Source organism: Streptomyces africanus (assembly GCF_030816955.1).
Taxonomy (GTDB): Bacteria; Actinomycetota; Actinomycetes; order Streptomycetales; family Streptomycetaceae; genus Streptomyces; species Streptomyces africanus.
In genome coordinates, this window is the sequence record NZ_JAUSYP010000001.1 from 8,664,553 (window position 1) to 8,689,471 (window position 24,919).

Consider the following 24,919-nt stretch of genomic DNA (forward strand, 5'->3'; position numbering starts at 1 on the left):
TCACTCGGTGTCGTGGTCGGAGCCGCAGGAGCTGCCGTCCGGCGGGAGCGTGCCGTACAGCAGGAACGCGTCGACCTTGCGGTGCACGCACTTGGAGGAGCCGTAGCCGGTGTGGCCCTCGCCCCGGTTGTCGAGCACCACGGCCGACGACCCGAGCCGCTCGGCCGTCTCCACCGTCCAGCGGTACGGCGTGGCCGGGTCGCCCCGGGTGCCGACGAGGAGCATCCGCGGGGTGTCGAGGTCCTTGACCTCCTCACGGATGAAGTCGGTGCCCTTGGGGCGGCCGTAGCACATCAGCACCTGGGTGAGCCGGTACCGGCCGAAGACCGGCGACGCACGCTCGTACCGGGCGCGCAGCCGGCCGAGGTCCCTGCCGACCTGCTCGGCGGCGGGGCGGTCGGGATCGTCCGCGCAGTTCACCGCCATCAGCGCCGCCGGCAGGTTGTCCAGGGGCACGTCCTGCGGGTCGGTGAGCCCGCGGTGCGCCGCCCGCCACGGCGGGTGGGCGACACCCCCGGACGCGAAGGCCTCCAGGCGGCTGGTGTCGCCGTCCTCGAGCAGCTGTGCGACGGCCCGCTGGAGCGAGGGCCACAGCTCCCTGCTGAACAGCCCCTGCGCGAGGGCGCCCGCGAAGTCCTGGCCGGAGAACGCCTCTCCGAAGTCGGTCGGCACCGGGTCCCGGTCGAGCGACTCGACCACCTCGACGACGTGCTCCCTGGCCTCCCGCGGGTTCTGTCCGAACGGGCAGGCGATGTCCTGCGTGCACCAGCCGAGGAAGTTCTCCAGCGCTGTCTGCTGTCCCTGTGCGCTCACCACACCCTGCTCGGACAGCGGCTCGGTGAGGGTGTCGACGCCGTCCAGCACCATCCTGCCGACCTTGCCGGGGAACTGGGCCGCGTACACCGCGCCGAGCCGGCTGCCGTAGGAGAAGCCGAGGTAGTTGAGCCTGGCGTCGCCGAGCGCGTCGCGCACGACGTCCAGGTCGCGGGCGGCGTTCACCGTGCCGATGTGGCGCAGGACGGGGCCCGAGTGCTCGGTGCACTCGGCCGCCGCGTCGCGCAGCTTTTCGAGAACGGCCTGCGGGGCGGCCACGGCCGCGTCGCCGTCCGTCGCGTCCAGTGGGTCGTCGGGGGCGTTGCCGCAGCTGACCGGCGAGGAGCGGCCGACGCCCCGGGGGTCGAAGCCGACCACGTCGTAGCCGTTCGTCAGGCCCATGAAGTCCTTGCCGGCCATGGCGAGTTGGCCCACGCCCTGACCGCCCGGACCGCCGAAGTTCAGCAGCAGCGAGCCCCGGGACTTTCCCGTGGCCCGGTAGCGGGCCAGGGCGAGATCGAGGGTGCCTTTCCCGGGCCGGGCGTAGTCGAGGGGGACGGTGACCTTGCCGCACTGGAGGTCCTTCGGCATGTCCTCGCCCTCGCACGCCGACCACCTGACCTTCTGGTCGTAGAAGCGCGCCAGACCCGGCGCGGGGTCGTCCGCGGCCGGCAGCCCCGCCCCCAGCAGGGCCAGCCCGGCCACGCAGGGGACCGCGCAGCGCCTCAGCGAGGAGCGCGGGGACAGCTTGGCCAGCATCGATGCCTCCAGGGGGCGCCCCGCAGCGGACCGGGGAGCGGCGCCCTCGCTCACCATAAGCGGGCACCGGAAGCCGCGCCTCCGGACGGGCGGGCGGGGGCGGAGTGCCCTATCGTGCGCGGCTGCCTCGCGCATACGAAGGGCTTTACCGCTAGTTCGACAACCGGGCCGCTCGATGGAGTGAAAGGCCGATAAGCCATAACTCGGATCGGCCGTCCGCGTTTTATCTCGTGCGGGTGAGTGCCCGCGACGATGTCTGGAAGGCAGGGAACCTATGAATCGGGTTACCCGAAACGGTGTGATCGCCGTCGCGGCCGCCTCGGGCGCGATGGCCCTGACCGCCCCCGCGTACGCCGGTTCCGGAGCGGACGGCTCGGCGGCCGGCTCGCCCGGGGTGGTCTCCGGCAACACCGTCCAGCTGCCGGTGCACGTCCCGGTGAACGTGTGCGGGAACACCGTGAACGTGGTGGGGCTCCTCAATGCCGCCGCGGGCAACAGCTGCGCGAACAAGGACGACCGCCGGGCCGGCCGGCCGGGCAAGCCGGGCGGCGCGGCCGCGGAAGGCGGTGGAAAGGATGCACCCGGCGTGGTCTCCGGCAACGGCGTCCAGCTGCCCGTCGACGTGCCGGTCAACCTCACCGGCAACACCGTGGACGTGGTCGGTATCGGCAACCCGTCGACCGGCAACGAGTCCTCGAACACCTCCGGCGACCACCCGGTCCGCCCCCACCACCCGTCCGAGCCGGTCGCAAAGCCGCCCACCCCACCCCGGCCGCACCCCGCTCCCGAACCGGCCCCGCACACCGCCGCCCCCCAGGTCCACGGCGCCCTCGCCCACACGGGCACGGACCACACGCTCCAGACCGTCGCGGCGGGCGCGGCACTGGTGTTCGGTGGAGTCGTACTGCGCCGGAGGCGGCGCCCTCAGACCGCCTCCGCCACCCCCGTCAGCAGCACCATCCCGGAATCGCCGTAGTCCGGCAGGGTCGGGTCCGCGTCGATGCGGGTGACGTCCAGGTCCCGGGTCACCGGGGTGAAGACATCGGTCACCGTGGCCGGGCTGACGGGGCAGCCGGGCCAGCGTGACGCCGGGCCGATGCGGTACGTCGGCATGTTCTCCATGAACGCGGCGACCAGGTGGCCGCCCGGCTCGACGGTGCGGACGAACGTGCGGCAGAAGTCGGCGAACTCGGCGAAGTCCTCCGTCGCGCCCTCGGCGACGAAGTGCATGGAGGCGAGTTGGTACGAGCCGGCCGGCAGGGTCCGGACGTCGGCGTGCACGACGTTCACATGCGCCAGCGCCCCGGCCAGGGTCGCCGGCACGTCCGGGTTGAGCCGTCGGCACAGCGCGTGGAAGGGGAGCCAGCTCGCGTCGAGGCGGTGGCAGATCTGGTCCTGGAGGTAGGCGACGTTGCCCGCGCCCGCCTCCACGGCGTCGATCCCGCGGCTCACGGCGGACGCGAGGATCAGCGGGTAGAGGTTGGGCCCCGCCCCGAACTCCACCGAGCGGGCGATGGCGCCGGGACGGAAGCGACGGTAGAAGGCGCTGTGGTGCGCGATGACCGCCGCGTCCGAGGGATGCACCTCGCGGTAGTTCTCGCGGAGGTAGTCGGCGACCGGCCAGCGGTCCCAGTCCACGTCGTCGTTGTGCGTCGTCATGGCACGCCAGCCCTTCAGCCGCAGGGGGAAACGCCCGGACAGCCGGGTCGGGGTCGAGTTGAGGCGGTCGACGTCGTGGTCCGAGTCGAACGCCGTGAGCTGGATGCGGAAGCCGACCCGGTCGCGGGGCACGAGCGGATAGGCGGCGAGCGTCACGTAGACGCCCTCCTCCCACCGATACGCGGCGACCGCGTCCAGGTCCGCGGGGTCGCCCCGCCGCTCGTTGACGTCCAGCCCGGCCAGCGCGGTGGCCAGCGACGCCGTCGGGCACGGCCCCGAGTGGAGACAGGGGGCCGCGTCGGAGCCGCCGCCGGGACGGTCAACGAGGGTGGCAGCCGTGACGAGGGCGATCTGGGCGGCCATCAGCCGACGTGCCGACAGCACGGACACGCGCCTCCCCCCGTCGGGGAGACCGAGGCGTACGCTTGGCCTGTTGAATTCGATCGTACGTTCGCCAGCGTGGCCCTGCATCTCGGGCGGCCGGCCTCGCGAGGCCCCGGCGGAGGGGGCCTGCCCGACGGACCGGAACCGCCCGGGTCCCTCAGTCGCGTCCCCGATGGAACCGCACGTGCAGCTCCCTCACCCGTGCCGTCAGTTCGGGCACCGGACCGTCCACGACCACACCCGGTGCGACCTCGTGAACGGGGAGTGTCCGCACCGGCGGCGCGGCGACCCCCAAGTCGCTCAGCCAGGATGCGAGCTGTTCGGACGAGGCGACGTAGACGATGCGTCCCAGACCGACCCAGGCGTGCGCGGCCGCACACATCGGGCAGTGCTCGCCGGAGGTGTAGACCGTCGCCGCCGCCCGCTCCTCGGGGGTGAGCCGGGCCGCCGACCAGCGCGCCAGTTCGAACTCGGGATGCCGCGTGCGATCGCCCGAGGCCACCCGGTTGTGGTCCTCGCCGAGGACCGTGCCGTCCCCGCCGACCAGGACCGAACCGAACGGCTCGTCCCCGGCTTCGAGCGCCTCGGCCGCGAGCTCCACGCAGCGGCGCAGGTACGGCAGTTCCGTGTCCTTCACGACCATGGTCCCGGCCCTTCCTGGTGACGACGTGATCAGCAGGACTGTACGGCCGCCGGGGACGTACGGCCGCATCCATTAATCGCGTTGCCCGGCTGCCCGGGCGCGTGCTGGGGTGTGCCCATGACTCAGGTGAATCACACCGCGCTGCTCGCCCTGTTCGACCGTGAACTGCGCGAGGGTGCGCGGCCGGACGGCCCCGGCGTCCGCGTCGAGCGGACCGGCGACGTGGTGCGCCAGGTCGCCACCGCGCAGGGCTGGAACGGCGTCCTGTGGTCCGCCCTCGACGAGGCGGCGGCGGACGCGGCCATCGCCGGGCAGATCGCCCACTACACCGGGCTCGGCCTCGCATTCGAGTGGAAGCTGTACGGGCACGACCGGCCGGCGGACCTCGGGCAGCGGCTGCGCGCGGCCGGGTTCAGGCCCGAACCAGAGGAGACGCTGATGATCGGCGAGATCGCGGCCCTGTCCCTCGACGCCGAACCTCCCGAGGGCGTCCGCGTCGTGCCGGTCACCGGTCCGAGGGGTGTGGATCTCGTGGCCGAGGTCCACGAGAAGGCGTTCGGCGCGGACAGCACCTGGCTGCGCGAGGAGCTCCTCGCCCGGCTCTCGGCCGACCCGGACACCGTCGTCGCCGTCGTGGCGATGGCGGGTGACGAGCCGGTGAGCGCGGCCCGCATGGAGCTCGTGCCCGGCGCGCGGTTCGCCGGCCTGTGGGGCGGCGGCACCGTCGAGGGCTGGCGCGGCCGCGGCATCTACCGCGCCCTGGTGGCCCACCGCGCCCACGCCGCCGCGGCACGCGGCTACCGCTACCTCCAGGTCGACGCCTCCGGCCAGAGCCGCCCCATCCTGGAACGCCTGGGCTTCACACCGCTGACCACGACGACCCCGTACGTGTACACACCGTAGCCGGCCGGCCGCCCCCGCTGCGTGTGACATCCGCCCGGATGTCACATCCGCGCCGTCCGATCCGTCGCATCGTCATGACGACGATCCAGAAGAACCAGAGCATCCTCCTCGCCGGCGCGAGCGGCGTCCTCGGCGGGCACGTCACCCGCGCCCTGACCGAGGCGGGCCACAAGGTCACCGGACTCGGCCGGAGCCCGGACAACGGCGTGCGCGCCGACCTCATGGACCGCGACGCGCTGCTGCGCGCCGTCGACGGACACCACTTCGACACCGTGATCCACGCCGCGACAGCCCTGCGCAAGCCCCCCATGCGCGACCGCGACATGTTCGCCACCGACGCGCTGCGCACCGAGGGCACGGCCCACCTCGTCGAAGCCGCCCGGGTCACCGGTGCCCGCCGCTTCGTCGTGGAGTCGATGGTCTTCGGCTACGGCTACGGTGACCACGGCGACCGCCCGGTCACCGAGGACGACCCCTTCGGCCCGCGCGGCAGGACCCCGCAGCTGGAGCGGCACATCGCGGCCATGCGGACCAAGGAGCGGCTCGCCTTCGAGACGGAGGCGCTGGAGGGTGTCGCGCTCCGCTTCGGCCTGTTCTACGGCCCCGGCGGCACCGACGTCCTGCTGCCCCTGCTGCGCAGGCGGCAACTGCCCGTGCCCGCAGACCGGGGCCGTGTGCTGCCGTGGGTGGAACTCACCGACGCGGCCCGCGCGGTGGTCGCCGCCGTGGAACGCGGCCGGCCCGGGCAGGCGTACAACATCGCCGACCGCACCCCGCTCGGCTTCCGCGCCCACGTCGAGACCGTGGCCGGGGTGTTCGCACTGCCGAAGCCGATGACCGTACCGCTGTGGCTGATGAGACCCATGTCGTACGCCCACACGATGATGTCGTCGCGGCTGGTGGTCTCCTCCGCCAAGGCCGAACGCGAGCTGGGGTGGACGCCGCGGTACCCGTCCAGCCGTGAGGGCCTCGCCGCGATGCGGTCGGCGGGCCGCTGATGCAGGGTGACACCCGGTGTGCCCGGAACGCCGGGACACTCCGGCGCGGACATGGAGAGGCCGGTCCGCGGTGCGGACCGGCCCTCGGTTTCGCTTCCGGTGGGGCTACGGCCTCGCAGAGGCCTTCGCCGCTGTGGCGGTGCACGCCAGACCCAGAATCACAGCCAGCGCACCGATGATGATGTTGTTCCACACGACGCCGGCGTCCGGGCTGTCGCCGACGACCCACGGCGAGATGATCATCCACACCCCGAGTGCGCACATGGCCCAGCTCAGGCCGTACATGCGCTCCGGAGCGCGAGTGAACCCGAGCGCCAGCAGACCGATGGCGATGCCCATGATCAGGTTGTGGGTCACGAGCGGCGGCTGGCTGGTCGTGTAGTGGACTATCCACGGGGAGGCCGCGCAGTACAGACCCAGCAGGAACACCGGTCCGTCCACGAGCGCCACATCACGACCGCCGAGCACACGGGCGTACCGATCCCGCATCTCGGAGGCGTCGGGGTGGCTGGTGATGTCACCCCTGGTGGGCGAGACGTTGGCCATGACTCGTCTCCTTCGTCTTGCAGGGCGACCGCGTCTGGTGGGTATGCGGTAAGCGCCGCGTAAGCACATTCTGCTCTTATTTTTCCTTTATGTGTAGAGGTTGGTGGAGACGTGAACTTCTACCGCGCGGTACATGTCCGGGGGGATCGGGGGCAGGCGGATCTGTACGACAGAGACGGATCGAGGTCGCCGGCAGGCGGCGCGGGACAGGGGAGGGCAGCGGACGTGTCTACGGCCATCGGCGCGAAGGTGTTGGAGCGGTTCCCCGCGGGATCTCCGCGCGGATCATGGCCGGCGGAGGAATACGCGGCACGCCGCCGCGCCGAGGGCGAGCCGGCCACCGTCGTGATGGACCTGGAGTCGGACGCCTTCCTCGTGGTGGTTCCGTCGGACGAGGACTGAACGGAACCGAACGGAACCGCCACCGAAATCCATGGTCCGGGATGCGAGATGAGCCGCGCTTTCCTTGACGGCCGTCGTCTCCCGCTGCCACGATCCATGGCATGACCATGCGACTGGACCTCACGCGGCGACGCCACGTCGACCTCGCACGCGTCTCCAGCGCTTCCTGTCGCGCCGCAGCCTGATCTCCCGGCTCGCCGCTTCTCCCCACCGCCGTATTCGCCGTCGGCCGCACACCGTCGCGCCGACGGGACGTCACACGCGGTGCGTTTTCCCTCACACCTTTCCCTCACGCCTGAATTCGGCGCCGGCTCACGCCTGTTGAACGCGGCGCCCCCGAATTCGGTGGTGCCACGCGCGCTCGCGCCCTCTCCCGGAAAGAGGCCCCATGGCCACCGTCCTGTCCGTCTCCGGCAGCCCCTCCGCCTCCTCCCGCACCAGCCGACTGCTGCGCCACCTGGACGAGCGGCTGACCGCACAGGGCCACGACGTGATCCCGCTCGACGTCCGCACCATCCCCGCCGAGGCCCTGCTCGGCGCGGACTTCCGGCACCCCGCGATCGTCGAGGCCACCGACCTGTTCGCACGGGCCGACGGCGTCGTCGTCGGCACCCCTGTGTACAAGGCGTCCTACTCCGGTGTCCTCAAGGCGCTGCTGGACCTGCTCCCGCAGTACGCACTCACCGGCAAGACCGTGTTGCCGCTCGCCACCGGCGGCAGCGTCGCCCATGTCCTGGCCATCGACTACGCCCTGCGCCCGGTGCTGACCTCCATGGGGGCGGCCCACACCGTGCAGGGCTGGTTCACCCTCGACAAGGACATCACCGTGCACGACGACGGGTCCCTGACCGTCGCACCGGCCGCCGCCGAGGCACTCACCCAGGTGGTCGACCAGTTCTCCACGGCGCTCGGCCGCACCCCGCTGCTGGCCGTGGCGTGCTGACACCCGCTCACCGTCACGCCGCCGGACGTTCCACTCGATCGGAGACCCCCCGTGTCCCTCACCTTCCACTGGTTCCTGCCCACCACCGGCGACAGCCGCCATGTCGTCGGTGGCGGCCAAGGCACCCCCGCCCACGGCGTCCGGGCGCGACCGGACGCCGACGGTCGCCTACCTGAGCCAGATCGCCCGCGCCGCCGAGGAGGTGGGCTTCGCCGGGGCTCTCACCCCCACCGGCGCCTGGTGCGAGGACGCCTGGCTCACCACCGCCATGGTCAGCCAGAACACCGAACGCCTGAAGTTCCTCGTCGCCTTCCGGCCCGGGCTGATCTCGCCCACCCTCGCCGCACAGATGGCGTCCACCTTCCAGCGCCAGACCGGCGGACGGCTGCTGCTCAACGTCGTCACCGGCGGCGACAACCAGGAACAGCGGGCCTTCGGCGACTTCCTCGACAAGGACAGCCGATACCACCGGACCGGTGAATTCCTGCACGTCGTCAGGGAGTTGTGGCAGGGCGGAAACGTCGACCTGAACGGTGAGCACCTCCGGGTGCGGGACGCGAAGCTCGCCCGCGTGCCCGATCCCGTTCCCCAGGTGTACTTCGGGGGCTCCTCGCCCATCGCCGGAGAGATCGCCGCCCGGCACGCCGATGTCTATCTCACCTGGGGCGAGCCGCCCGCCCAGGTCGCCGAGAAGATCGCGTGGATCCGGGCGCTGGCCGCCGCCGAGGGACGCACCCTCCGCTTCGGCATCCGGCTGCACGTCATCACCCGCGACACCGCCGGGCAGGCCTGGGCCGAGGCGGACCGGCTGCTGGACGGCTTCGACCCGGAGACCGTGGCGTCGGTGCAGGCCGGGCTCGGCCGCAGCGAGTCCGAGGGCCAGCGGCGGATGCTCGCCCTGCACGGCGGCAGGCGTGACCGTCTGCAGATCCACCCCAACCTGTGGGCCGGCATCGGTCTGGTGCGCGGCGGCGCGGGCACCGCCCTGGTCGGCAGCCACGACGAGGTCGCCGAGCGGATCAAGGAGTACCACGCCCTCGGTATCGACGAGTTCATCCTCTCCGGCTACCCCCACCTGGAGGAGGCGTACTGGTTCGGCGAGGGCGTGCTGCCGCGCCTCGCCGCGCAAGGGCTGTGGCGGCATCCCGCGGACAAGGACACCGCACCCACCGCATCCACGACCCCCGCCGCACCCGCCGTGCTCGCGCCGTTCGCGAGCTAGGGGGTGTTTCGAAAGTCCCGCACAGCACCCACGGCGCCCGGCACGCCCTCTCGCCGCACCGGCCGAAACCCCAAGTACGTCCAGTACGAGGGCTTTCGTCCGGCACGCCGAGAGCACGCACCGGACACCGCGGGCACCGCACAGGACTTTCGAAACACCCCCTAGGGCCCGTCGGCCTCCCGCCCCGACGATCAACCCCGGGACCCGCGTCGGGCGTCATCAGCACCGAGGGGCAGCCCTGCCCCTCGGTGAAGGGGAGGCACACATCATGAAGCAGCGGGTTTCACGCACCGTCTCATTCGGCCTGACCGTGGCGTTATGCGCCGGAGCGGCGGCACTGACCCCGTCCGCATACGCGGCACAGTCGCCGCGCGGCCACGAGGTGACCCGGACCGCGCTGCGTGATCTCGTCGAGAAGGGCGGACTGCCCGGAGTGGCCGCCAAGGTCCAGGACGGCAAGGGGAGCTGGTTCGCGGCGGCCGGCCACGCCGACACCGCCACGGGTCGTGAGCGATCCCCCGGCGACCACTTCCGCGGGGCCAGCATCACCAAGACGTTCGTCGCGACCGTCCTGCTCCAGCTGGAGGCGGAAGGCAGACTGAGCCTCGACGACACCGTCGAGCGATGGCTGCCGGGCCTGGTGCGGGGCAACGGCTACGACGGCGACCAGATCACTCTCCGGCAGCTCCTCAACCACACCAGCGGCATCGCCAACTACACCGACGACCCCGCGTTCGTCCATGACGCCGCCGGTCCCGGCTTTCCGGAGCACCGGTACGACACGCACACGCCCGAGGAACTCGTGGCGATCGCGCTGAAGTACCCGCCGCTGCCCGACCCGGAGACGAAGCCGGTGTACTCGAACACCAACTTCGTCATCGCCGGGATGGTCGTCGAGAAGGCGACGGGCCGCTCGTACGCGCAGGAGATCACCCGCCGCATCGTCCGGCCCCTGAAGCTGCGCGGCACATCCTTCCCCGGCACGTCACCCCACATGCCGAAACCCCACCCCGTCGGCTACTCCCGGCTGCACCAGGAGGCCCCGGACGCCCCGGTCCACGTCGCCACCGAACAGAACATGACCTGGCTGGGCGCGGCCGGCGACGTCATCTCCACCAGCGGTGACCTCAACCGCTTCCAACGGGCCCTGGTCAAGGGCGAGTTGCTGCCCCCGAAGCAGATGGAGGAGATGCTCGTCGAGGTGCCCGCGGGAGGCGGGCTCGGTTACGGGCTCGGCGTCGAGTTCGCGCAGCTGTCCTGCGGTGTGAAGGTCGTGGGCAAGAGCGGCCGAACGAACGGCTCCCTGTCCGCGATGGTCGGCACGAAGGACGGGAAGCATCAGCTGACGTTCAACATCAACGGTGACTGGCTCCCGGACCCGTCGCTCTACATCGACGTGATCGAAGCGGAGTTCTGCGGCAAGGCCCCCTCCCGCACGGACAAGCCGTCGGCGCTGCCCCGGCTGGACTAGGGCCTGTCTGACGAATTCCCGCCTGCTCCGCCCTTCGGGCGGACGACGGGAATGTGTCGGACAGGCCCTAGCCGGACGCCAGCGCGCCGAGGTGCGTCCGGCGTGCCTCGGCCGTCTGGGCCTGCACCAGCAGGAACATCGCCTCGCGTGCCAGCCGCTGCGCCCGGCTGTCCAGGGCCATGGACCGGCCGCCCCCGGCCACGATCGCCGCGGTCGTGGCCGCCCGCAGCAGGTCGTACGCCCGGGTCTTCAGCGCAAGCCGTTCCGGGACGCACTCGTGCGGAACGGGGTGGTCGGCCAGGGCGTAGGCCTCCCGCCGCACCTCGTCGAGCCGGGCCCGCAGCGCCCGGGCCGGCTCCCGGCCGTCCGGGGTGTCCGCCACCAGGTCCAGCGCCGCGCTCGCCACGCCGAACACGGCCGGACTGGTGTTGGCGGCCCGGGGCAGGTCGATCAGGGCGAACTGCTCCCGCGGGGTGCGCAGCACCACGGCGTCCCGCGGCACCCACAGGCCGTCCAGCTCCAGGGAGACCGTACGGGCGGCGGTGAGGGCCGCGAGCCGCATCGGCGCCGACGGACGCATCCCCGGCTGTTCGCGGGCCTCGGCGACGACGAACACCACCTCGGCCGTGTCCGTCACACCGGCCAGCAGCATCACGTCGTTCAGACCCCAGCCCGTGTACCAGGGCACCGTGCCCTCGAAGCGCCAGCCACCCCGCTCGGGCACCGCCCGCACGGGCACCCGGGGGAAGGCACGGACGTGCGCGTACGCGATGCCGGCCAGCGACTCGCCGGTCGCCAGCGGGCGCAGCAGCCTCTCCCGGACCGGCGAGTCGTATGTGGCGAGCAGCTTCACCGGCGTGTGGTGCTGTGTCTGCACGAACCATGTGGAGCAGCACGCCCCGGCCAGGATCTCCGCGACCTCCCGCGCCACGGCGACGGGCGCGTCCGCCCCGCCGTACTCCTTCGGCGCGCCCAGCCCGAGCAGCCCCGACCGTCTCACCGCCTCGATGTGGCTCGCCGGCACCCCCTCCTGGTCGACGCGCTCGGCGTGCGGGACGAGGAGATCGCGCGCGAGTCGCTGTGCGCGGGCGACGAGGGGGTGGGGCGGCGAGGCGAGGGGCGTGGCGCTCATGGAACTGATTCTCGCGGTCGCGCGGCGCGAGGGTGCCGCCGACGGGGTGTGTCGTTCGCCCCAGCCCGTCAGGGATGCGCGCCGCGCAGATCCAGTTCCGTCAGCACGTCGAAGTCGAGCCCGTCGGCGCGGGCCAGGTAGATGCGCTGGCGCACGTGGCTGTCCCGCAGGTGCAGCAGTCCGCGCGGGCCCTCGTACGACACCGCGCCGGCCGCCGCACCGATCGCGCACACGTCCAGTGTTCCGGCCCGCTTCAGCAGCGCGGCCAGCAACAGCACACCCTCGTAGCAGGACTCGCCGAGGCTGCCCAGGGCGGGCGCCTCGACGCCGTAGCGGGCCGCGTACTGCCCGTGGAAGTCGAGGGTGTCGCGGTTGGCCAGCGAGGCGAAGAACCCGGCCGTGCTGTAGAGGTCCTCGGTGGCCGCCGGGCCGCTCGCCATCAGCATGTTCTCGTCCATCAGCGTGCTCAGCCGCAGACAGCGCGCGTGCAGTCCGTGTGCCGCGAACGCCCGGTTGAAGCGCACCGCGTCGCTGCCGACGAGCAGCATCAGCACCCCGTCGGCGTCCGAGCGCTCGATGCCGCGCAGCACCGGCTCGAAGTCGTGGGTGCCGAGCGGGAGATAGACCTCGCCGGCGACGGATCCGCCAAAGGTGTGCGCGTACCCCCGGGCCGCCCGTGCCGTCCGCCGCGGCCACACGTAGTCGTTGCCGACGACGAACCACCGCCGCACCCCGCGCTCGCGCGCCAGCAGGTCCATCGCGGGCCGCAGTTGGTCCCGCGGCGTCTCGCTCGTCAGGAAGACGCCCGCCGTGTCCTCACCGCCCTCGTACAGCGCGGTGTACACATACGGGACGCGGTGCGCGATCCGCGGCGCCAGCGCCTGGCGCACCGAGGAGATGTGCCAGCCCGTGACGCCCTGCACGACGCCCAGGTCCACCAGCGCCTCGACATGGCCGGCGACCTCACGGGGTGCGCCCGAGCCGTCGACCGGCACCAGCCGGAGCTCCCTGCCGAGCACGCCGCCGTCCCGGTTGACCTCCTCGGCGGCCAGCCGCGCGCACAGCTCACAGGTGGGCCCGAAGATCCCGGCCGGCCCCTGCAAGGGGAAGACGAGCGCCACGCCGAGGACGGAGTCGTCGGCCGTGAACCACTCGGGCGCGGGGAGATCGTGCGGGACCATGGCGTCATGATTCCGGCTCCGCCGTACGAACTCCAGTGCGTCTCCTAGGATGGACGCACCTCTTGTCGCACTAGGAGCAGGATGCCTACCCCAACGCCGCGCCGGCCCGACGAGCTGGTGCACCTGCTGACGCGGGCCGAGCGGCTGGCGGCGCGGCGGTTGCAGGCCGTCCTGGAGGAGCACGGCTGCTCGCTCGACGCGTGGCGGGTGCTGACGCTGCTGTCCGACGGCGAGGGGCACCACATGACGGCGATCGCGGAGGCCGCCTTTCTGCCGCCTCCGACGCTGACCAAGCTGGTCGACCAGCTCGTCGACCAGAACCTCGTCCACCGCCGGGTCGACCCGTTCGACCGCCGTCGCATTCTCGCCCGCCTCACTCCTCGCGGCCAGGAGTACTGGCAGCGGCTCGACCGCGCCGTGCGCGCCCGGCTGGCCCCAGCTCGACGACGGCGACGACGAACTGCTGCGGTCCCTGCTGGACCGGCTGGCCGCGACGCTGGCGGAGTCGGCACACGTGTGAGCGTCCGGGGCGTAGGCAGGCCCCGCGGACACCTTTGAGCCGCCGGGCGGCACCCTGCGCACGATGACTGGTCTACACCCTTGACTGGTACAGACCAACGCGGTTGAGTGTGCCTCCGACAACCCCCCACCACGGCCGCCCCACGGCTGTGCTTCACCCTGCCTTGCCGGGTGCGGCCGTGTCCCGCAAAGGAGTTGATCCGTGTCGAGACGCCGTGTCTCCGCCGTCCTGGCCGCTCTCGCCCTCGCGGGCACCGCGCCGGTGCTCCTGCCGGCCACCAGCGCCTCCGCCGCCGCGTGCTCCAGCTATCCCAACTGGGTGGCGGGCAAGTCCTACGCCGCCGGCGACATCGTCCGCTACACCGACGGCAAGGCGTACATCGCCGAGCACGCCAATCCGGGCTACGACCCGACCATCAGCACCTGGTACTGGGAGCCGTACGCCTGCGACAGCGGTCCGGGCACGCCCGACGCGCGCTTCGTCGTGACCGAGGCGCAGTTCAACCAGATGTTCCCGAACCGGAACCCCTTCTACACCTACAGCGGGCTGAAGGCGGCCCTGAGCGCCTACCCCGGCTTCGCCAACACCGGCAGCGACACGGTGAAGAAGCAGGAGGCCGCCGCCTTCCTCGCCAACGTCGGCCACGAGACCGGCGGACTGGTGCACGTGGTGGAGCAGAACACCGCCAACTACCCGCACTACTGCGACTGGAGCCGGCCCTACGGCTGCCCGGCCGGCCAGGCCGCCTACTACGGGCGCGGCCCGATCCAGCTGAGCTGGAACTTCAACTACAAGGCAGCGGGCGACGCGCTCGGCATCGACCTGCTCAACAACCCCTGGCTGGTCCAGAACGACGCGGCCGTCGCCTGGAAGACCGCCCTGTGGTACTGGAACACCCAGACCGGCCCCGGAACCATGACCCCGCACAACGCCATGGTGAACGGCGCCGGATTCGGCCAGACCATCCGCAGCATCAACGGCTCCCTGGAGTGCGACGGCAAGAACCCCGCGCAGGTGCAGAGCCGCGTGAGCAACTACCAGCGGTTCACGCAGATCCTCGGGGTGTCACCCGGCGGCAATCTCTACTGCTGACCGCGAGCCGTGTGTGAGACTCCGTCGATGAGCTCACAGACGATCACCGCGGACGCCGCGGGCACCTGGAAACTCGGCGACCTGCCCGTCCACCGCCTCGGCTTCGGCGCGATGCGGCTGACGGGCAGCGCCGCCTTCCATCTCGGCACTCCGAGTGACCGCGACCGGTCGATCGCCGTCCTGCGCCAGGCGATCGACCTCGGCGTGAACCACATCGACACGGCCGCCTTCTACTTCTCGTCGCTGCGCTCCGCCAACGAACTCATCAACAGTGCGCTGGCGCCGTACCCCGACGACCTGGTCATCGTCACCAAGGTGGGTCCCCACCGGACCTACGACGGGGAGTGGGGCACCTCGGCCCGCCCCGAGGACCTGCGCGGGCACGTCGAGGAGAACCTGCGCCAGCTCGGCCGCGACCACCTGGACGTGGTCAACCTGCGCCGGATGCCCAAGTACGACTCGATCGCCGAGCACTTCGGTGCCCTGGCGGAACTGCGCGAGGCCGGGCTGATACGCCACCTGGGCATCTCCAACGTCGAGCCCCGCCATCTCGCCGAGGCGCAGGCCATCGCGCCGGTGGTCTGTGTACAGAACCGGTACGCCATCGACCGGCCCGACCCCACGACCGACGCACTGCTGCGGACCTGCGGCGAACAGGGCATCGCCTTCGTGCCGTTCTACGCCGTCGCCGGCGAGAACGGGGAGCGCGGCGCCGCCACCGCCCACGACGAGGAGGTCCGCGCAGTGGCCCGTGCCCACGGCGTGAGCCCCGCGCAGATCCGCATCGCCTGGACGCTGCACCAAGGCCCCCACGTGCTCGCCATCCCCGGCACGGGCAACCCCGACCACCTCACGGAGAACGTGGCGGCGGGCGCGATCCGCCTCACGGATGGGGAACTGGAACGGCTGAACACGCTGCGCGCGGCGGCCGGTTGACCGGTCAGACCACCCAGGCCCCGTCCCGCATGAGATGCCGGCGCGGCAACTCGTGCACCTCGCACCAGGCTTGCACCGCGCGCGGCCGCACCCGGAAGAACGCGTACGACGCGTGGTCCTCGCGCGGATCCCAGCCGGTCTTCGCGCGGAACGCCTCGGCGGCCGCCGGCGGCACCTCGGGGATCGTGAAGGTCTCCACGTCGCCGTCGACGAGCACGACGTCCCGGGTGTCTGCGAAGGCCAGCCGGGCCCGCCGGCCGTCCCGCAGATTGCGGCCCGTGGGATTGGTCAGCCGTGTGCACAGCCACACGGCCTCCTCGTGCCACACGAACCAGAGCGGGACCAGGCACGGCACGCCCCCGGTGTCCGCCGTGGCGACCCAGATGTCGATCTCCCGCTCCATACGGTCCAGGAGGTCCGCCTTGCGCTGCTCGGGCGTGCGGGGTGGCTCGGTGATCTTCATGGCCGGGACGCTAGTGCTTGGCCGGGCGGACCGCCTCGGGCTCAGGGCGTAGGCCGGAGACCTAGGGCGTGTCCGCAAAGTCCCGCTTGCCCCGCGACGCGACTTTGCGGACACGCCCTAAGGCTCCGCAGGACCGAGGTACTGTGCCCGCCCCTCTCCGAGCGACCAGTCGGCCGGTCCGTTCTCCGTCAGGACGACGAACACGTTCCTCGGCTCCGTCCCCGCGTACGCGTGCGCGAGCTCGGCGATCCTCCGGTACAGGGCCTGCTTCCGCGCGGGCGAGCGCCCCGAGCGCAGCGTGATCGCGACGTAGGCGATGCCGTCGTCGCGGTGTACGCCGAGGTAGTCGTCGTACCGGAGGGTGCTGCTCGCGCCGTCGTGGTCGACCAGGACCTGGAACCGGTCGTCGGGTGGAATGCCGATCGTTTCGACGAGGGCGTCGTGGACGGCGCGGCCGAGTGCGGCGAGGCGCTCGGGGCCGGCCCGCAGCGTGTCGATCCGGACGAAGGGCACGGGGGTCTCCTCGGAGCCGTAGGGGCGATGACTGCGAGTGTACATACCAGTAGGTACAGAGGTTGCCGGGCTGTTTTGCGTCCCGTGGGTGTTACGTATAACCTCTCCCGTCAACCACACGCTCCGAAAGGTCCTGATGCGACGCATCGCCCTGGTCACCCTCGTCGTCGACGACTACGACGAGGCGATCCGCTTCTACACCGAGGCCCTCGGGTTCCGGCTCGCCGAGGACGCTCCCCGGCCCGACGGGTCGCGCTGGGTCGTCGTCGAACCCGGGAGTCCGGGAACGGGCACAGGTCTGCTGCTCGCCCGTGCCAAGGGGGAGGCTCAGGCCGGCCGGGTCGGGGACCAGACCGGCGGGCGGGTCGGCTTCTTCCTGCACACCGACGACTTCGCCCGCGATCACGCCCGGATGACCGCCGCGGGCGTCACGTTCCTGGAGGAGCCGCGGCACGAGCCGTACGGAACCGTCGCCGTCTTCCAGGACCTGTACGGCAACCGCTGGGACCTGCTCCAGCCCGCCACCGACCGAACACCCGACTGAGAACGCACCTCCCGAGGAACACGCACATGACCGCGCCCCGCATCGACACCGACACTCTCCGCCGGCTGCCCAAGGCCGTGCTGCACGACCACCTCGACGGCGGCCTGCGCCCCGCGACCGTGGTGGAGCTCGCGGACGCGGTCGGCCACACCCTGCCCACCACCGACCCCGCCGAACTCGCCGCCTGGTACTACGAGGCCGCCAACTCCGGCGACCTGGTGCGCTACATAGCCACTTTCGAGCACACCCTCGCCGTCATGCAGACCCGCGAGGGCCTGCTGCGCACGGCCGAGGAGTACGTGCTCGACCTCGCCGCGGACGGTGTCGTCTACGGCGAGGTGCGCTACGCCCCGGAGCTGATGGTCAGGGGCGGGCTGACCCTGCCCGAGGTCGTCGAGACCGTGCAGGAGGGGCTCGCGGCCGGCATGGCCAAGGCGGCGGCCGCCGGGACGCCCGTGCGGGTCGGAACGCTGCTGTGCGGGATGCGGATGTTCGACCGGAGCCGGGAGATCGCCGACCTGGTCGTGGCGTTCCGGGACGCCGGTGTCGTCGGCTTTGACATCGCCGGTGCCGAGGACGGCTTCCCGCCCGCCGACCACCTCGCGGCCTTCGAGCACCTGCGCCGCGAGAACGTGCCGTTCACCATCCACGCCGGGGAGGCGCACGGCCTGCCCAGCATCCACCAGGCCCTTCAGGTGTGCGGCGCGCAGCGCATCGGGCACGGCGTGCGCATCACCGACGACATCCCCGACCTCGCGTCGGGCAAGCTCGGCCGTCTCGCGGGCTGGGTGCGCGACCGGCGTGTCGCCCTGGAGATGTGCCCGACCTCCAACCTCCAGACCGGCGCCGCGACCTCGATCGCCGAGCACCCGATCACTGCGCTGAAGGACCTCGGCTTCCGCGTCACCCTGAACACCGACAACCGGCTGGTGTCGGGCACCACGATGACCCGCGAGATGTCCCTGCTGGTGGAGCAGGCGGGCTGGACCGTCGAGGACCTGCGCACGGTCACGGTGAACGCCCTGAAGAGCGCGTTCCTCCCGTTCGACGAGCGGAACGCGCTCATCCGGGACGTGGTCCTGCCCGGCTACGAGGCCGCGCTCTGAAGGAGCCCCCGGAGGTAGGCGGCCTGGCCGATGTGCTGGAGATCGTCTGACAGGACGCTGACCAGCCGGACGCCCAGGGTGACCGGCGGGTCCCAGCGTTCGTCGACGACGCGCTCCAGATCCTTGGCCGCCAGGCCGCGCAGGGCTTCGAGGGTCTGGTCGTGCACGGCGTCGTAGTAGCCGGTCAGCATCTCGCCGGAGTCGACCCGGACCTTGGCGACCTTGGCCGGGCTGTGGCCGTAGCCCGTGTCGTGCCGGGGCAGGCCGAGGCCGAAGCGCTTCTCCCAGTCCTGGGACAGCCACACCTGGTCGAGGCCGAAGGCGTCGGCGACGTGGTCGTCCTGGACCCGGGTGAGGTGCCAGACCAGCCAGGCGATGGAATTGGTGTCGGGGGAGGGGCGGGCGCTCAGTTCGTCGGGCCCGAGGCCCCCGACGGTGGCGTGGACTTCTTCCCGGATGCGGTTGTAGCCGTCGATGAGGATGTCCTTCGCATGCATGCCTCCACCATCGCGCATCGCCGCGCGCCGTGCGCCCCGGTTCACACGCCGGTGGTCTCCGCGTGCGCGCCTGTAGTCTACGTTTGCGCGCTCGGAGTCTCCGGTGTGGCGGCCTGTGGTCTGCGCCTTATGCGCCCATGGTCTCCGGAGTCACGGCTGTGGCCTCCGGCGAGTCGCTCGCGGTCCCCGGTGTCACGCCTGGGGCCTCCGGCGAGTCGCTCGCGGTCCACGGCGGCCCGCCCGCGGCCCCCAGTGCCGTGCTCGTGCGCCCCGTCGACGCGCCCGTGGCCTCCAGCAGCGCCATCAGCGCCCGGGCCGCCGGGCTCGTGGCCTGCCGGGGCGGCAGCAGGGCCACCGTCTCGTAGACCGCCTCGCCCGTTCCCTTCACCGGCAGCGCGGTCAGGGAGGCGCGTTTGTGCGCGAAGTGCCGCGGTACGACGGCGACGCCGAGGTTCTCGTCGACCAGGTCGAGCAGGGTGTGCACGTCGTTCACCTCCAGGGCCACGGTCCGCCGTACGCCCGCGGCGGCGAACACCGTGTCGGTGGTGCGGCGCGGCCCCCAGTCCGGATGGAAGTCGACGAACACCTCGCCGCCCAGTTCCTCCGGCGTGACGGCCGCACCGGCGGTGGCGAGCGGGTGGCTGGAGTGGCACAGCAGCGTCATCGGCTCGCTGCTCAGCGGCACCGACCGCAACTGGTCGCTGTCCGCCTGTGTCCGCACGGCGAACGCCAGGTCGAGCCGTCCGGCCGCGACCTCCTCCGCGAGCGCGCCCGACCCGGCCTGCCGCAGACAGATCTCCACGTCCGGATGCTGGTGCCGGAAGGCGGCGAGCAGCCCCGCGACATGCACCCCGGCGATGCACTGCTCACTGCCGAGCGCGAGCATGCCGCGCAGTACGCCCTGCACCGCCGCCACCGCCTCGTGGGCGGCGCGCACCTGTGCCAGGATCCGCTCCGCCTCGCCGAGCAGCGCCCGCCCGGCCGGGGTGAGCGTCACCCGGCGGGTCGTCCGCACGAACAGCGGCGTCTGCAGCTCCCGCTCCAGCGCCCGGATCGAGGCCGACAGGCCGGACTGGGACACCAGGAGCCGTTCCGCAGCCCGGGTGAAGTGCTGGTCCTCGGCGACCGCGACGAAGTGCTGCAAGTGGCGCAGTTCCATGACTGAGAAGCGTAGCCGCTGAATTCCATCGGATTCTTCTGTTGGACGCATGGGAGCAGGTCACGACAGAGTGGACACCGGTTTCCTCCCGACCGAGCCAACCCCTCTGGAGTCGCGTTGTACACCGCACACCCCGACCGCTACGCGGACATGCCCTACCGGCGCACCGGACGCAGCGGCCTCAAGCTCCCCGCGCTGTCGCTCGGCCTGTGGCACAACTTCGGCCCGGACCGGCCGGTCGAGACCCAGCGAGCCATCCTGCGCCGCGCCTTCGACCTCGGCGTCACCCACTTCGACCTCGCCAACAACTACGGCCCGCCGCCCGGTGCCGCCGAGTCCGCGCTGGGCGAGTTCCTCAAGTCGGACTTCGCGGCCTACCGCGACGAGCTGGTCATCTCCACCAAGGCCGGCTATCTGATGTGGCCGGGCCCGTACGGCGAGTGGGGCTCGCGCAAGTACGTGCTGTCCTCCCTGGACCAGAGCCTTGCGCGGATGGGCCTGGACTACGTCGACATCTTCTACTCGCACCGCCCCGACCCGGAGACTCCGCTGGAGGAGACGATGGGCGCCCTGCACTCGGCCGTGCAGCAGGGCAAGGCGCTGTACGTCGGCATCTCCAACTACTCCGCGGAGCAGACCCGCGAGGCCGCGCGCATCCTGGGCGAGCTGGGCACCCCGCTCCTGATCCACCAGCCGCGCTACTCGATGCTGGACCGCCGCCCCGAGGACGAGGGCCTGCTGGACGCCCTCGACGAGCTCCAGGTCGGGTCCATCGTCTTCTCCCCGCTGGAGCAGGGCCTGCTCTCCGCCCGCTACCTCGACGGCATCCCGGAGGGCTCCCGGGCCGCGAGCGACAGCCCGTTCCTGAACTCCGACGCGGTGACCGAGGAGCTGGTGGGCCGGCTGCGCGACCTGAACGACATCGCCAAGTCGCGCGGCCAGACCCTGGCCCAGATGGCGCTGGCCTGGGTGCTGCGCGGCGGCCGGGTGACCTCCGCGCTGGTCGGCGCGAGCAGCCCGCAGCAGCTGGAGGACAGCGTCGGAGCCATCGCCAACCTGGACTTCGGCGCGGAGGAGCTGGCCCGGATCGACGCGGTCGTCAAGCAGTAGCCGCCCCGCCGTCCCGGGGGCGGCCGCCCCCGGGGGACAGGTTCCACGAGTGCTACGAGCCGATCCGCTCCTCCAGGCGCACCGTCACCGTGTCGCCCTCCTCCTTGCCGATGGCCTTGCGGACGCCGGCCTTCACGGGGAGCTTGTGCGTGCCGTCGCCCAGGGCCATGAACGAGCTGCGGAACGGGTGCCCGTCGATCGTGCCGCGGACCTTGACCAGGCCGCGGGTGACGAAGTACTCGGCCGACGGGGGCCAGACCAGGTAGGTCCAGCCGCCCTCGGCGGGGCTCTTGCGCAGGACCGCGGTGAATTCCGCGTCCAGTTTTCCGGTCGTGGCCATGGTGTCCTCCGGTGCTCGGCGGCCTTTCACTCACACAGACCGCCGAGCACCGGAGAACTCATCGCCCGAGCCGGTCTCACGCCCCGGCGGGCACCCGGTCCAGAAAGCCGAGCACGGCCCTGATCCGGCCCTGCTCGTCCAGCGTGATCACATCCGACCCGGCCACCGGCGCCGAGCCGTCGGTCTCGCTCACCAGCTCCCACGAGAAACGCGCGGTGTGGTGGTGCCCGTCGACGGCGCCGGCGAGGCGGAACACCAGCCCCGGGAACTGCTCGCGGGCCGCCCCGATCAGCGTGGCGATCTGCTCGTGGCCGGTGACATCGGCCAGGGGGTCGGTGTAGCCGCCGTCCTCGGTCCAGGCGGCGGCGACCGCCTTCGCCCGGGCCGCCGGGTCCTCGGCGTTCCAGGCCTCCAAGTAGCGGGCGACGGCGTTCTCGTAACGGGTGGCGGGCGCGGACATGGGCGATCAGCCTCCGAATGGTCGTGTGTGCTGGTCAGACCCCGGATCACCGCTCGCGGCGAACCGGCACGGACCACCCTGCCCGCGCCCGGCGGGACCGTCGATTACCTCCGGGGTCATGCCCCCTGGCGACCGCCCGCAGGATTTCGGCCAACTCGGGGTGTGAATATGCCAGGAGACTGGCCGGAAAGACATGGTGACAGTGTTTCAGTAGTGAACATACTGACCAGCGAGAGCGCTTCACATCGAGCGACGGCGCCCTCACGCACAGCACGCGAGCCGCAGGACAGCAAGGCCGGGCAGGCGGGCAGGGCAACGGGGGAGGGTCACATGCACGACGAGTTTCTGTGCCATGTCACGGCGTACGGAGTCTGCGACGGCCGCCGTATCGGGGTCCCGCTGGGCACCTACCGGGCGCCGACCCTCGCCCTCGCCCTGTGGTGGCTGCGCGACCGCGCCTCCTGGATCGCCCAGCGCCTCGACCCCCGGCCCGACGCCGAGCACTTACCGCCGGGCGCGCTCGTGCCGGTCGCCGAGACCGTGCCCGACGTGCCCACCCTGCTGCGCGCCTGGTGCGCCGACCCCGGCCAACAGGAGCGGGTCGCCGAGGAGTTGGCGGCCGGACGCCTGGTGCGCATCGCCACCAGCGACGACACCACCGAGTACGAACTGCTCGCCGAGTCCGTGGACGCCCTGCGGATGCAGCGGACGGCTCCCACCCTGGGCGTACCCGTGGCCTGAGCCGCTCGCCGAGTCATACATCAGGCAAATCGGTAGAATCTTGGTCATGGCGCAGTCGTCGGTAACACCGGAACTCGTCCTGGAGACCGAGACGGGCTCCACCGTGATGATCCCGGGCCGCGATTACCACGTCGGACGCGACCCCATGAGCGACATCGTCATCGACGACGACCGGGTCTCCTGGCACCACGCGGTACTGAGACCCGACGACGGGCACTGGACCATCGAGGACGAGAACAGCACCAACGGCACCTACGCCGACGGCCACCGCATCCACGAGTGGGACGTCGGCCCCGGCAGCGTCATCCGCCTCGGCAACCCGGCCGACGGACCACGCGTGGTCCTGACGGGCCGCCCCGCGCCGGCCCCGGAACGCCCCTCCGCCGTCTCCATGCCGGCCATGACGGGCACCTACCGGCAGCCCACGACCGTACGGCCGCTGCCCGCCCGCACCGTCCGCATCGGCCGCGCCACCGACAACGACCTGGTCATAGACGACCTGGTGGTCTCCCGCCGGCACGCCGAACTGCGCGCCCTGCCCGACGGGACGTACGAGATCACCGACGTCGGCAGCCACAACGGCACGTACCTCAACGGCAGCCGCGTCACCAGCGCCCCCGTCGGCCAGGGCGACATCGTCGGCATCGGCCACTCGGCGTTCTGCCTCGTCGGCGACCAGCTCCAGGAATACGTCGACACCGGTGAGGTCTCCCTCGACGTGCAGGACCTCGCGGTCACCGTCGACCGGGGCCGCAAGACGCTGCTCGACCACGTGTCTTTCCCGGTGGGGGAGAAGTGCCTGCTCGCCGTCGTCGGCCCGAGCGGCTCCGGAAAGTCCACGCTCCTCAACGCCCTCACCGGCCAGCGGCCCGCCGACCACGGCACCGTCCTCTACGACGGCCGCGACCTCTACCGCGACTACGCCGAGCTGCGCCAGCGCATCGGCCTCGTCCCGCAGGACGACATCCTGCACGCCCAGCTCACCGTTCGCAAAGCCCTCTCCTACGCCGCCGAGCTGCGCTTCCCGCAGGACACCGCCAAGGCCGAGCGGCGCGCCCGGGTCGACGAGGTGATCCGTGAACTGGGCCTGGCACAGCGCGCCGACCAGCCCGTGCACAGCCTGTCCGGCGGCCAGCGCAAGCGCGTCAGCGTGGCCCTGGAGCTGCTGACCAAGCCGTCGCTGCTGTTCCTCGACGAGCCGACCTCCGGACTCGACCCCGGCATGGACCGCTCGGTGATGCACATGCTGCGCGGCCTCGCCGACGACGGCCGGACCGTCATCGTGGTCACCCACAGCGTGCTCAGCCTCGACGTGTGCGACCGGCTCCTCGTGCTCGCGCCCGGCGGGAAGATCGCCTACTACGGGCCTCCCGAGGACGCCCTGGCGTACTTCGGTTTCGAGCACTGGCCGGAGGCCTTCGAGGCCTTCGACCGGGACGCCGACCGCGACTGGGCCGGGGACTACAGCGCCTCGCCCTTCCACGGACGGTACGTCGCCGACGCCACCGCCCAGCCCCAGCTGCCCCGGTCCGGACCCGTCGTCATCACCCCGCCGCCCCGGCCGCGCAGCCGGGCCGCCCAGCTCGGCACGCTGGTGCGGCGGTACGCGTCCGCGCTCAGCGCCGACCGTACCTTCCTGATCATCATGATCGCCCTGCCGTTCGTGATGGGCATCATGGCGCGGGCCCTGGCGGGCGGGGAGCTGACGCGGGAGACGGCGATGAACGCCCTGCTCATCCTGTGCGTCGGCGCGGTGCTCACCGGGGCCGCCAACGCCGTGCGGGAACTGGTCAAGGAACGGGTGATCTACCAGCGGGAGCGGGCGGTGGGCCTGTCCAGATCGGCGTACCTGATGTCCAAGGTCGTCGTCCTGGGCGTCATCACCGTGCTCCAGGCGGTGGTGCTGACGCTGGTCGCCCTGCTCGGCGTGGACCTCGACGCACCCGGCGGCGAAGGTGTGCTGATGCCGCCCCTGGTGGAGATCGCGGTCGCCGTCGCCCTGCTGGCGTTCACGGCGATGATGCTCGGCCTGTTCATCTCCGCGCTGGTGCGCAAGGAGGAGGTGACGATGCCGCTGCTCGTGCTCATCGCCATCGTCCAGGTCGTCTTCTGCGGTGCCCTGCTGAAGCTGGACGGTGTGCCCGGGCTGGAGCAACTGGGCTGGCTGGTGCCCGCGCGCTGGGCGCTGGCCGCGATGGCCGGCACCGTCGGGCTGGACCGGATCGTGCCCGACGAGCTGACCAGGGATCCGCTCTTCGAGCACTCGGCGGGCACGTGGCTGCTCGACGTCGGGATGCTGCTCGTGCTGTCGGCGCTCTTCGGCTTCCTGGTGTCCCGGCTGCTGCGCCGCCACGAACCGGCCGTGATGCGGAAGTAGGCAGC

Annotated in this window: 26 protein-coding genes and 2 pseudogenes; 16 read left to right on the forward strand and 12 right to left on the reverse strand. The window is 71.8% G+C overall.

All coding sequences use genetic code 11. The features are described 5' to 3' along the window. Window positions 1-1,572 (reverse strand): alpha/beta hydrolase, encoded by a 1,572-nt coding sequence (locus tag QF034_RS39375; RefSeq protein WP_307179435.1) that lies wholly within the window; start codon window positions 1,570-1,572, stop codon window positions 1-3. A 274-nt stretch (window positions 1,573-1,846) separates the two neighbouring features. Here QF034_RS39375 and QF034_RS39380 point away from each other — a divergent pair, with 274 nt between their 5' ends. Further along, window positions 1,847-2,548, forward strand: coding sequence for a chaplin (locus tag QF034_RS39380; protein WP_307179436.1), 702 nt, complete (start codon window positions 1,847-1,849; stop codon window positions 2,546-2,548). Here the strand turns inward: QF034_RS39380 and QF034_RS39385 are convergent. Further along, a complete protein-coding gene (locus tag QF034_RS39385) occupies window positions 2,497-3,231 on the reverse strand; it encodes a class I SAM-dependent methyltransferase (RefSeq protein WP_307180087.1) in 735 nt (244 codons plus the stop codon). The genes QF034_RS39380 and QF034_RS39385 overlap by 52 nt on opposite strands. A 541-nt stretch (window positions 3,232-3,772) precedes the next feature. After that, entirely contained in the window at window positions 3,773-4,258 is a 486-nt protein-coding gene (locus QF034_RS39390; RefSeq protein ID WP_307179437.1) for a nucleoside deaminase, read from the reverse strand. A gap of 117 nt (window positions 4,259-4,375) precedes the next feature. Between QF034_RS39390 and QF034_RS39395 the strand changes: the two genes are divergently transcribed. Then, window positions 4,376-5,161, forward strand: coding sequence for a GNAT family N-acetyltransferase (locus tag QF034_RS39395; RefSeq protein ID WP_370880917.1), 786 nt, complete (start codon window positions 4,376-4,378; stop codon window positions 5,159-5,161). A gap of 74 nt (window positions 5,162-5,235) precedes the next feature. Beyond that, window positions 5,236-6,159, forward strand: coding sequence for an NAD-dependent epimerase/dehydratase family protein (locus tag QF034_RS39400; RefSeq protein ID WP_307179438.1), 924 nt, complete (start codon window positions 5,236-5,238; stop codon window positions 6,157-6,159). 105 nt (window positions 6,160-6,264) lie between these two features. On the opposite strand, the gene QF034_RS39405 is transcribed toward QF034_RS39400, so the two are convergent. Continuing rightward, window positions 6,265-6,705, reverse strand: coding sequence for an SPW repeat protein (locus QF034_RS39405; protein ID WP_307179439.1), 441 nt, complete (start codon window positions 6,703-6,705; stop codon window positions 6,265-6,267). 237 nt (window positions 6,706-6,942) lie between these two features. On the opposite strand from QF034_RS39405, the gene QF034_RS39410 reads away from it, so the two are divergent. The 5 genes and pseudogenes from QF034_RS39410 to QF034_RS39425 all read left to right on the forward strand — a co-directional run bounded on the left by QF034_RS39410 (window position 6,943) and on the right by QF034_RS39425 (window position 10,743). After that, window positions 6,943-7,107 carry a DUF8839 family protein gene (locus QF034_RS39410; RefSeq protein ID WP_503167810.1) on the forward strand — a complete coding sequence of 55 codons (165 nt, stop codon included), beginning with the start codon at window positions 6,943-6,945 and terminating at the stop codon, window positions 7,105-7,107. A gap of 107 nt (window positions 7,108-7,214) precedes the next feature. After that, window positions 7,215-7,292, forward strand: coding sequence for a putative leader peptide (locus QF034_RS41680; protein WP_351405193.1), 78 nt, complete (start codon window positions 7,215-7,217; stop codon window positions 7,290-7,292). 203 nt (window positions 7,293-7,495) lie between these two features. After that, the gene (ssuE, locus tag QF034_RS39415) at window positions 7,496-8,050 is read left to right on the forward strand and encodes an NADPH-dependent FMN reductase (protein ID WP_307179440.1); all 555 of its coding nucleotides are present in this window, start codon (window positions 7,496-7,498) and stop codon (window positions 8,048-8,050) included. Between the two features lie 51 nt (window positions 8,051-8,101). Continuing rightward, window positions 8,102-9,272: pseudogene (locus QF034_RS39420) on the forward strand (LLM class flavin-dependent oxidoreductase). Window positions 9,273-9,540: 268 nt separating this feature from the next. Next, on the forward strand, window positions 9,541-10,743 hold the full coding sequence (locus tag QF034_RS39425) for a serine hydrolase domain-containing protein (protein WP_307179441.1): 1,203 nt from the start codon (window positions 9,541-9,543) through the stop codon (window positions 10,741-10,743). A gap of 67 nt (window positions 10,744-10,810) precedes the next feature. On the opposite strand, the gene QF034_RS39430 is transcribed toward QF034_RS39425, so the two are convergent. Together QF034_RS39430 and QF034_RS39435 are read right to left on the reverse strand one after the other, a co-directional pair. Then, a complete protein-coding gene (locus QF034_RS39430) occupies window positions 10,811-11,875 on the reverse strand; it encodes an acyl-CoA dehydrogenase family protein (RefSeq protein WP_307179442.1) in 1,065 nt (354 codons plus the stop codon). 68 nt (window positions 11,876-11,943) lie between these two features. Continuing rightward, complete coding sequence (locus tag QF034_RS39435) at window positions 11,944-13,056, reverse strand: substrate-binding domain-containing protein (protein ID WP_307179443.1); 1,113 nt, start codon at window positions 13,054-13,056, stop codon at window positions 11,944-11,946. A gap of 81 nt (window positions 13,057-13,137) precedes the next feature. Here QF034_RS39435 and QF034_RS39440 point away from each other — a divergent pair, with 81 nt between their 5' ends. The 3 genes from QF034_RS39440 to QF034_RS39450 all read left to right on the forward strand — a co-directional run bounded on the left by QF034_RS39440 (window position 13,138) and on the right by QF034_RS39450 (window position 15,604). Further along, entirely contained in the window at window positions 13,138-13,614 is a 477-nt protein-coding gene (locus QF034_RS39440) for a MarR family winged helix-turn-helix transcriptional regulator (protein ID WP_307179444.1), read from the forward strand. A 163-nt stretch (window positions 13,615-13,777) separates the two neighbouring features. Continuing rightward, the gene (locus QF034_RS39445) at window positions 13,778-14,668 is read left to right on the forward strand and encodes a glycoside hydrolase family 19 protein (protein WP_307179445.1); all 891 of its coding nucleotides are present in this window, start codon (window positions 13,778-13,780) and stop codon (window positions 14,666-14,668) included. A gap of 27 nt (window positions 14,669-14,695) precedes the next feature. Next, window positions 14,696-15,604 carry an oxidoreductase gene (locus QF034_RS39450; RefSeq protein WP_307179446.1) on the forward strand — a complete coding sequence of 303 codons (909 nt, stop codon included), beginning with the start codon at window positions 14,696-14,698 and terminating at the stop codon, window positions 15,602-15,604. A 4-nt stretch (window positions 15,605-15,608) separates the two neighbouring features. Here QF034_RS39450 and QF034_RS39455 read toward each other — a convergent pair whose 3' ends face one another. Both QF034_RS39455 and QF034_RS39460 read right to left on the reverse strand, forming a co-directional pair. Then, entirely contained in the window at window positions 15,609-16,067 is a 459-nt protein-coding gene (locus QF034_RS39455) for a pyridoxamine 5'-phosphate oxidase family protein (protein ID WP_307179447.1), read from the reverse strand. 117 nt (window positions 16,068-16,184) lie between these two features. Beyond that, window positions 16,185-16,580 carry a tautomerase family protein gene (locus tag QF034_RS39460; protein WP_307180089.1) on the reverse strand — a complete coding sequence of 132 codons (396 nt, stop codon included), beginning with the start codon at window positions 16,578-16,580 and terminating at the stop codon, window positions 16,185-16,187. 136 nt (window positions 16,581-16,716) lie between these two features. Between QF034_RS39460 and QF034_RS39465 the strand changes: the two genes are divergently transcribed. Further along, entirely contained in the window at window positions 16,717-17,124 is a 408-nt protein-coding gene (locus tag QF034_RS39465; RefSeq protein WP_307179448.1) for a VOC family protein, read from the forward strand. A 26-nt stretch (window positions 17,125-17,150) separates the two neighbouring features. After that, a complete protein-coding gene (locus tag QF034_RS39470) occupies window positions 17,151-18,230 on the forward strand; it encodes an adenosine deaminase (RefSeq protein ID WP_307179449.1) in 1,080 nt (359 codons plus the stop codon). On the opposite strand, the gene QF034_RS39475 is transcribed toward QF034_RS39470, so the two are convergent. Beyond that, a complete protein-coding gene (locus QF034_RS39475) occupies window positions 18,212-18,727 on the reverse strand; it encodes a mycothiol transferase (RefSeq protein ID WP_307179450.1) in 516 nt (171 codons plus the stop codon). The two genes, QF034_RS39470 and QF034_RS39475, sit on opposite strands and share 19 nt — an antisense overlap. Before the next feature lie 286 nt (window positions 18,728-19,013). Beyond that, window positions 19,014-19,886: pseudogene (locus QF034_RS39480) on the reverse strand (LysR family transcriptional regulator); the annotation flags it as partial. Window positions 19,887-20,003: 117 nt separating this feature from the next. Here QF034_RS39480 and mgrA point away from each other — a divergent pair. Continuing rightward, window positions 20,004-20,996, forward strand: a complete 993-nt coding sequence (mgrA, locus tag QF034_RS39485; protein WP_307179451.1) for an L-glyceraldehyde 3-phosphate reductase — start codon at window positions 20,004-20,006, stop codon at window positions 20,994-20,996. A gap of 52 nt (window positions 20,997-21,048) precedes the next feature. On the opposite strand, the gene QF034_RS39490 is transcribed toward mgrA, so the two are convergent. After that, the gene (locus tag QF034_RS39490) at window positions 21,049-21,336 is read right to left on the reverse strand and encodes a DUF1905 domain-containing protein (RefSeq protein ID WP_307179452.1); all 288 of its coding nucleotides are present in this window, start codon (window positions 21,334-21,336) and stop codon (window positions 21,049-21,051) included. Window positions 21,337-21,412: 76 nt separating this feature from the next. Continuing rightward, the gene (locus QF034_RS39495) at window positions 21,413-21,796 is read right to left on the reverse strand and encodes a nuclear transport factor 2 family protein (protein WP_307179453.1); all 384 of its coding nucleotides are present in this window, start codon (window positions 21,794-21,796) and stop codon (window positions 21,413-21,415) included. A 330-nt stretch (window positions 21,797-22,126) separates the two neighbouring features. Here QF034_RS39495 and QF034_RS39500 point away from each other — a divergent pair, with 330 nt between their 5' ends. Further along, a complete protein-coding gene (locus QF034_RS39500) occupies window positions 22,127-22,537 on the forward strand; it encodes a hypothetical protein (protein WP_307179454.1) in 411 nt (136 codons plus the stop codon). A gap of 46 nt (window positions 22,538-22,583) precedes the next feature. After that, a complete protein-coding gene (locus QF034_RS39505) occupies window positions 22,584-24,914 on the forward strand; it encodes an FHA domain-containing protein (RefSeq protein ID WP_307179455.1) in 2,331 nt (776 codons plus the stop codon). Window positions 24,915-24,919 lie beyond the last annotated feature (5 nt).

Excerpts from the sequence above, each read along its gene's own strand:
- QF034_RS39375 (WP_307179435.1), bottom strand. The coding sequence starts at position 1,572 with ATGCTGGCCAAGCTGTCCCCGCGCTCCTCGCTGAGGCGCTGCGCGGTC.
- QF034_RS39380 (WP_307179436.1), top strand. The coding sequence starts at position 1,847 with ATGAATCGGGTTACCCGAAACGGTGTGATCGCCGTCGCGGCCGCCTCG.
- QF034_RS39385 (WP_307180087.1), bottom strand. The coding sequence starts at position 3,231 with ATGACGACGCACAACGACGACGTGGACTGGGACCGCTGGCCGGTCGCC.
- QF034_RS39390 (WP_307179437.1), bottom strand. The coding sequence starts at position 4,258 with ATGGTCGTGAAGGACACGGAACTGCCGTACCTGCGCCGCTGCGTGGAG.
- QF034_RS39395 (WP_370880917.1), top strand. The coding sequence starts at position 4,376 with ATGACTCAGGTGAATCACACCGCGCTGCTCGCCCTGTTCGACCGTGAA.
- QF034_RS39400 (WP_307179438.1), top strand. The coding sequence starts at position 5,236 with ATGACGACGATCCAGAAGAACCAGAGCATCCTCCTCGCCGGCGCGAGC.
- QF034_RS39405 (WP_307179439.1), bottom strand. The coding sequence starts at position 6,705 with ATGGCCAACGTCTCGCCCACCAGGGGTGACATCACCAGCCACCCCGAC.
- QF034_RS41680 (WP_351405193.1), top strand. The coding sequence starts at position 7,215 with ATGCGACTGGACCTCACGCGGCGACGCCACGTCGACCTCGCACGCGTC.
- ssuE (WP_307179440.1), top strand. The coding sequence starts at position 7,496 with ATGGCCACCGTCCTGTCCGTCTCCGGCAGCCCCTCCGCCTCCTCCCGC.
- QF034_RS39425 (WP_307179441.1), top strand. The coding sequence starts at position 9,541 with ATGAAGCAGCGGGTTTCACGCACCGTCTCATTCGGCCTGACCGTGGCG.
- QF034_RS39430 (WP_307179442.1), bottom strand. The coding sequence starts at position 11,875 with ATGAGCGCCACGCCCCTCGCCTCGCCGCCCCACCCCCTCGTCGCCCGC.
- QF034_RS39435 (WP_307179443.1), bottom strand. The coding sequence starts at position 13,056 with ATGGTCCCGCACGATCTCCCCGCGCCCGAGTGGTTCACGGCCGACGAC.
- QF034_RS39440 (WP_307179444.1), top strand. The coding sequence starts at position 13,138 with ATGCCTACCCCAACGCCGCGCCGGCCCGACGAGCTGGTGCACCTGCTG.
- QF034_RS39450 (WP_307179446.1), top strand. The coding sequence starts at position 14,696 with ATGAGCTCACAGACGATCACCGCGGACGCCGCGGGCACCTGGAAACTC.
- QF034_RS39455 (WP_307179447.1), bottom strand. The coding sequence starts at position 16,067 with ATGAAGATCACCGAGCCACCCCGCACGCCCGAGCAGCGCAAGGCGGAC.
- QF034_RS39465 (WP_307179448.1), top strand. The coding sequence starts at position 16,717 with ATGCGACGCATCGCCCTGGTCACCCTCGTCGTCGACGACTACGACGAG.
- QF034_RS39470 (WP_307179449.1), top strand. The coding sequence starts at position 17,151 with ATGACCGCGCCCCGCATCGACACCGACACTCTCCGCCGGCTGCCCAAG.
- QF034_RS39475 (WP_307179450.1), bottom strand. The coding sequence starts at position 18,727 with ATGCATGCGAAGGACATCCTCATCGACGGCTACAACCGCATCCGGGAA.
- QF034_RS39490 (WP_307179452.1), bottom strand. The coding sequence starts at position 21,336 with ATGGCCACGACCGGAAAACTGGACGCGGAATTCACCGCGGTCCTGCGC.
- QF034_RS39495 (WP_307179453.1), bottom strand. The coding sequence starts at position 21,796 with ATGTCCGCGCCCGCCACCCGTTACGAGAACGCCGTCGCCCGCTACTTG.
- QF034_RS39500 (WP_307179454.1), top strand. The coding sequence starts at position 22,127 with ATGCACGACGAGTTTCTGTGCCATGTCACGGCGTACGGAGTCTGCGAC.
- QF034_RS39505 (WP_307179455.1), top strand. The coding sequence starts at position 22,584 with ATGGCGCAGTCGTCGGTAACACCGGAACTCGTCCTGGAGACCGAGACG.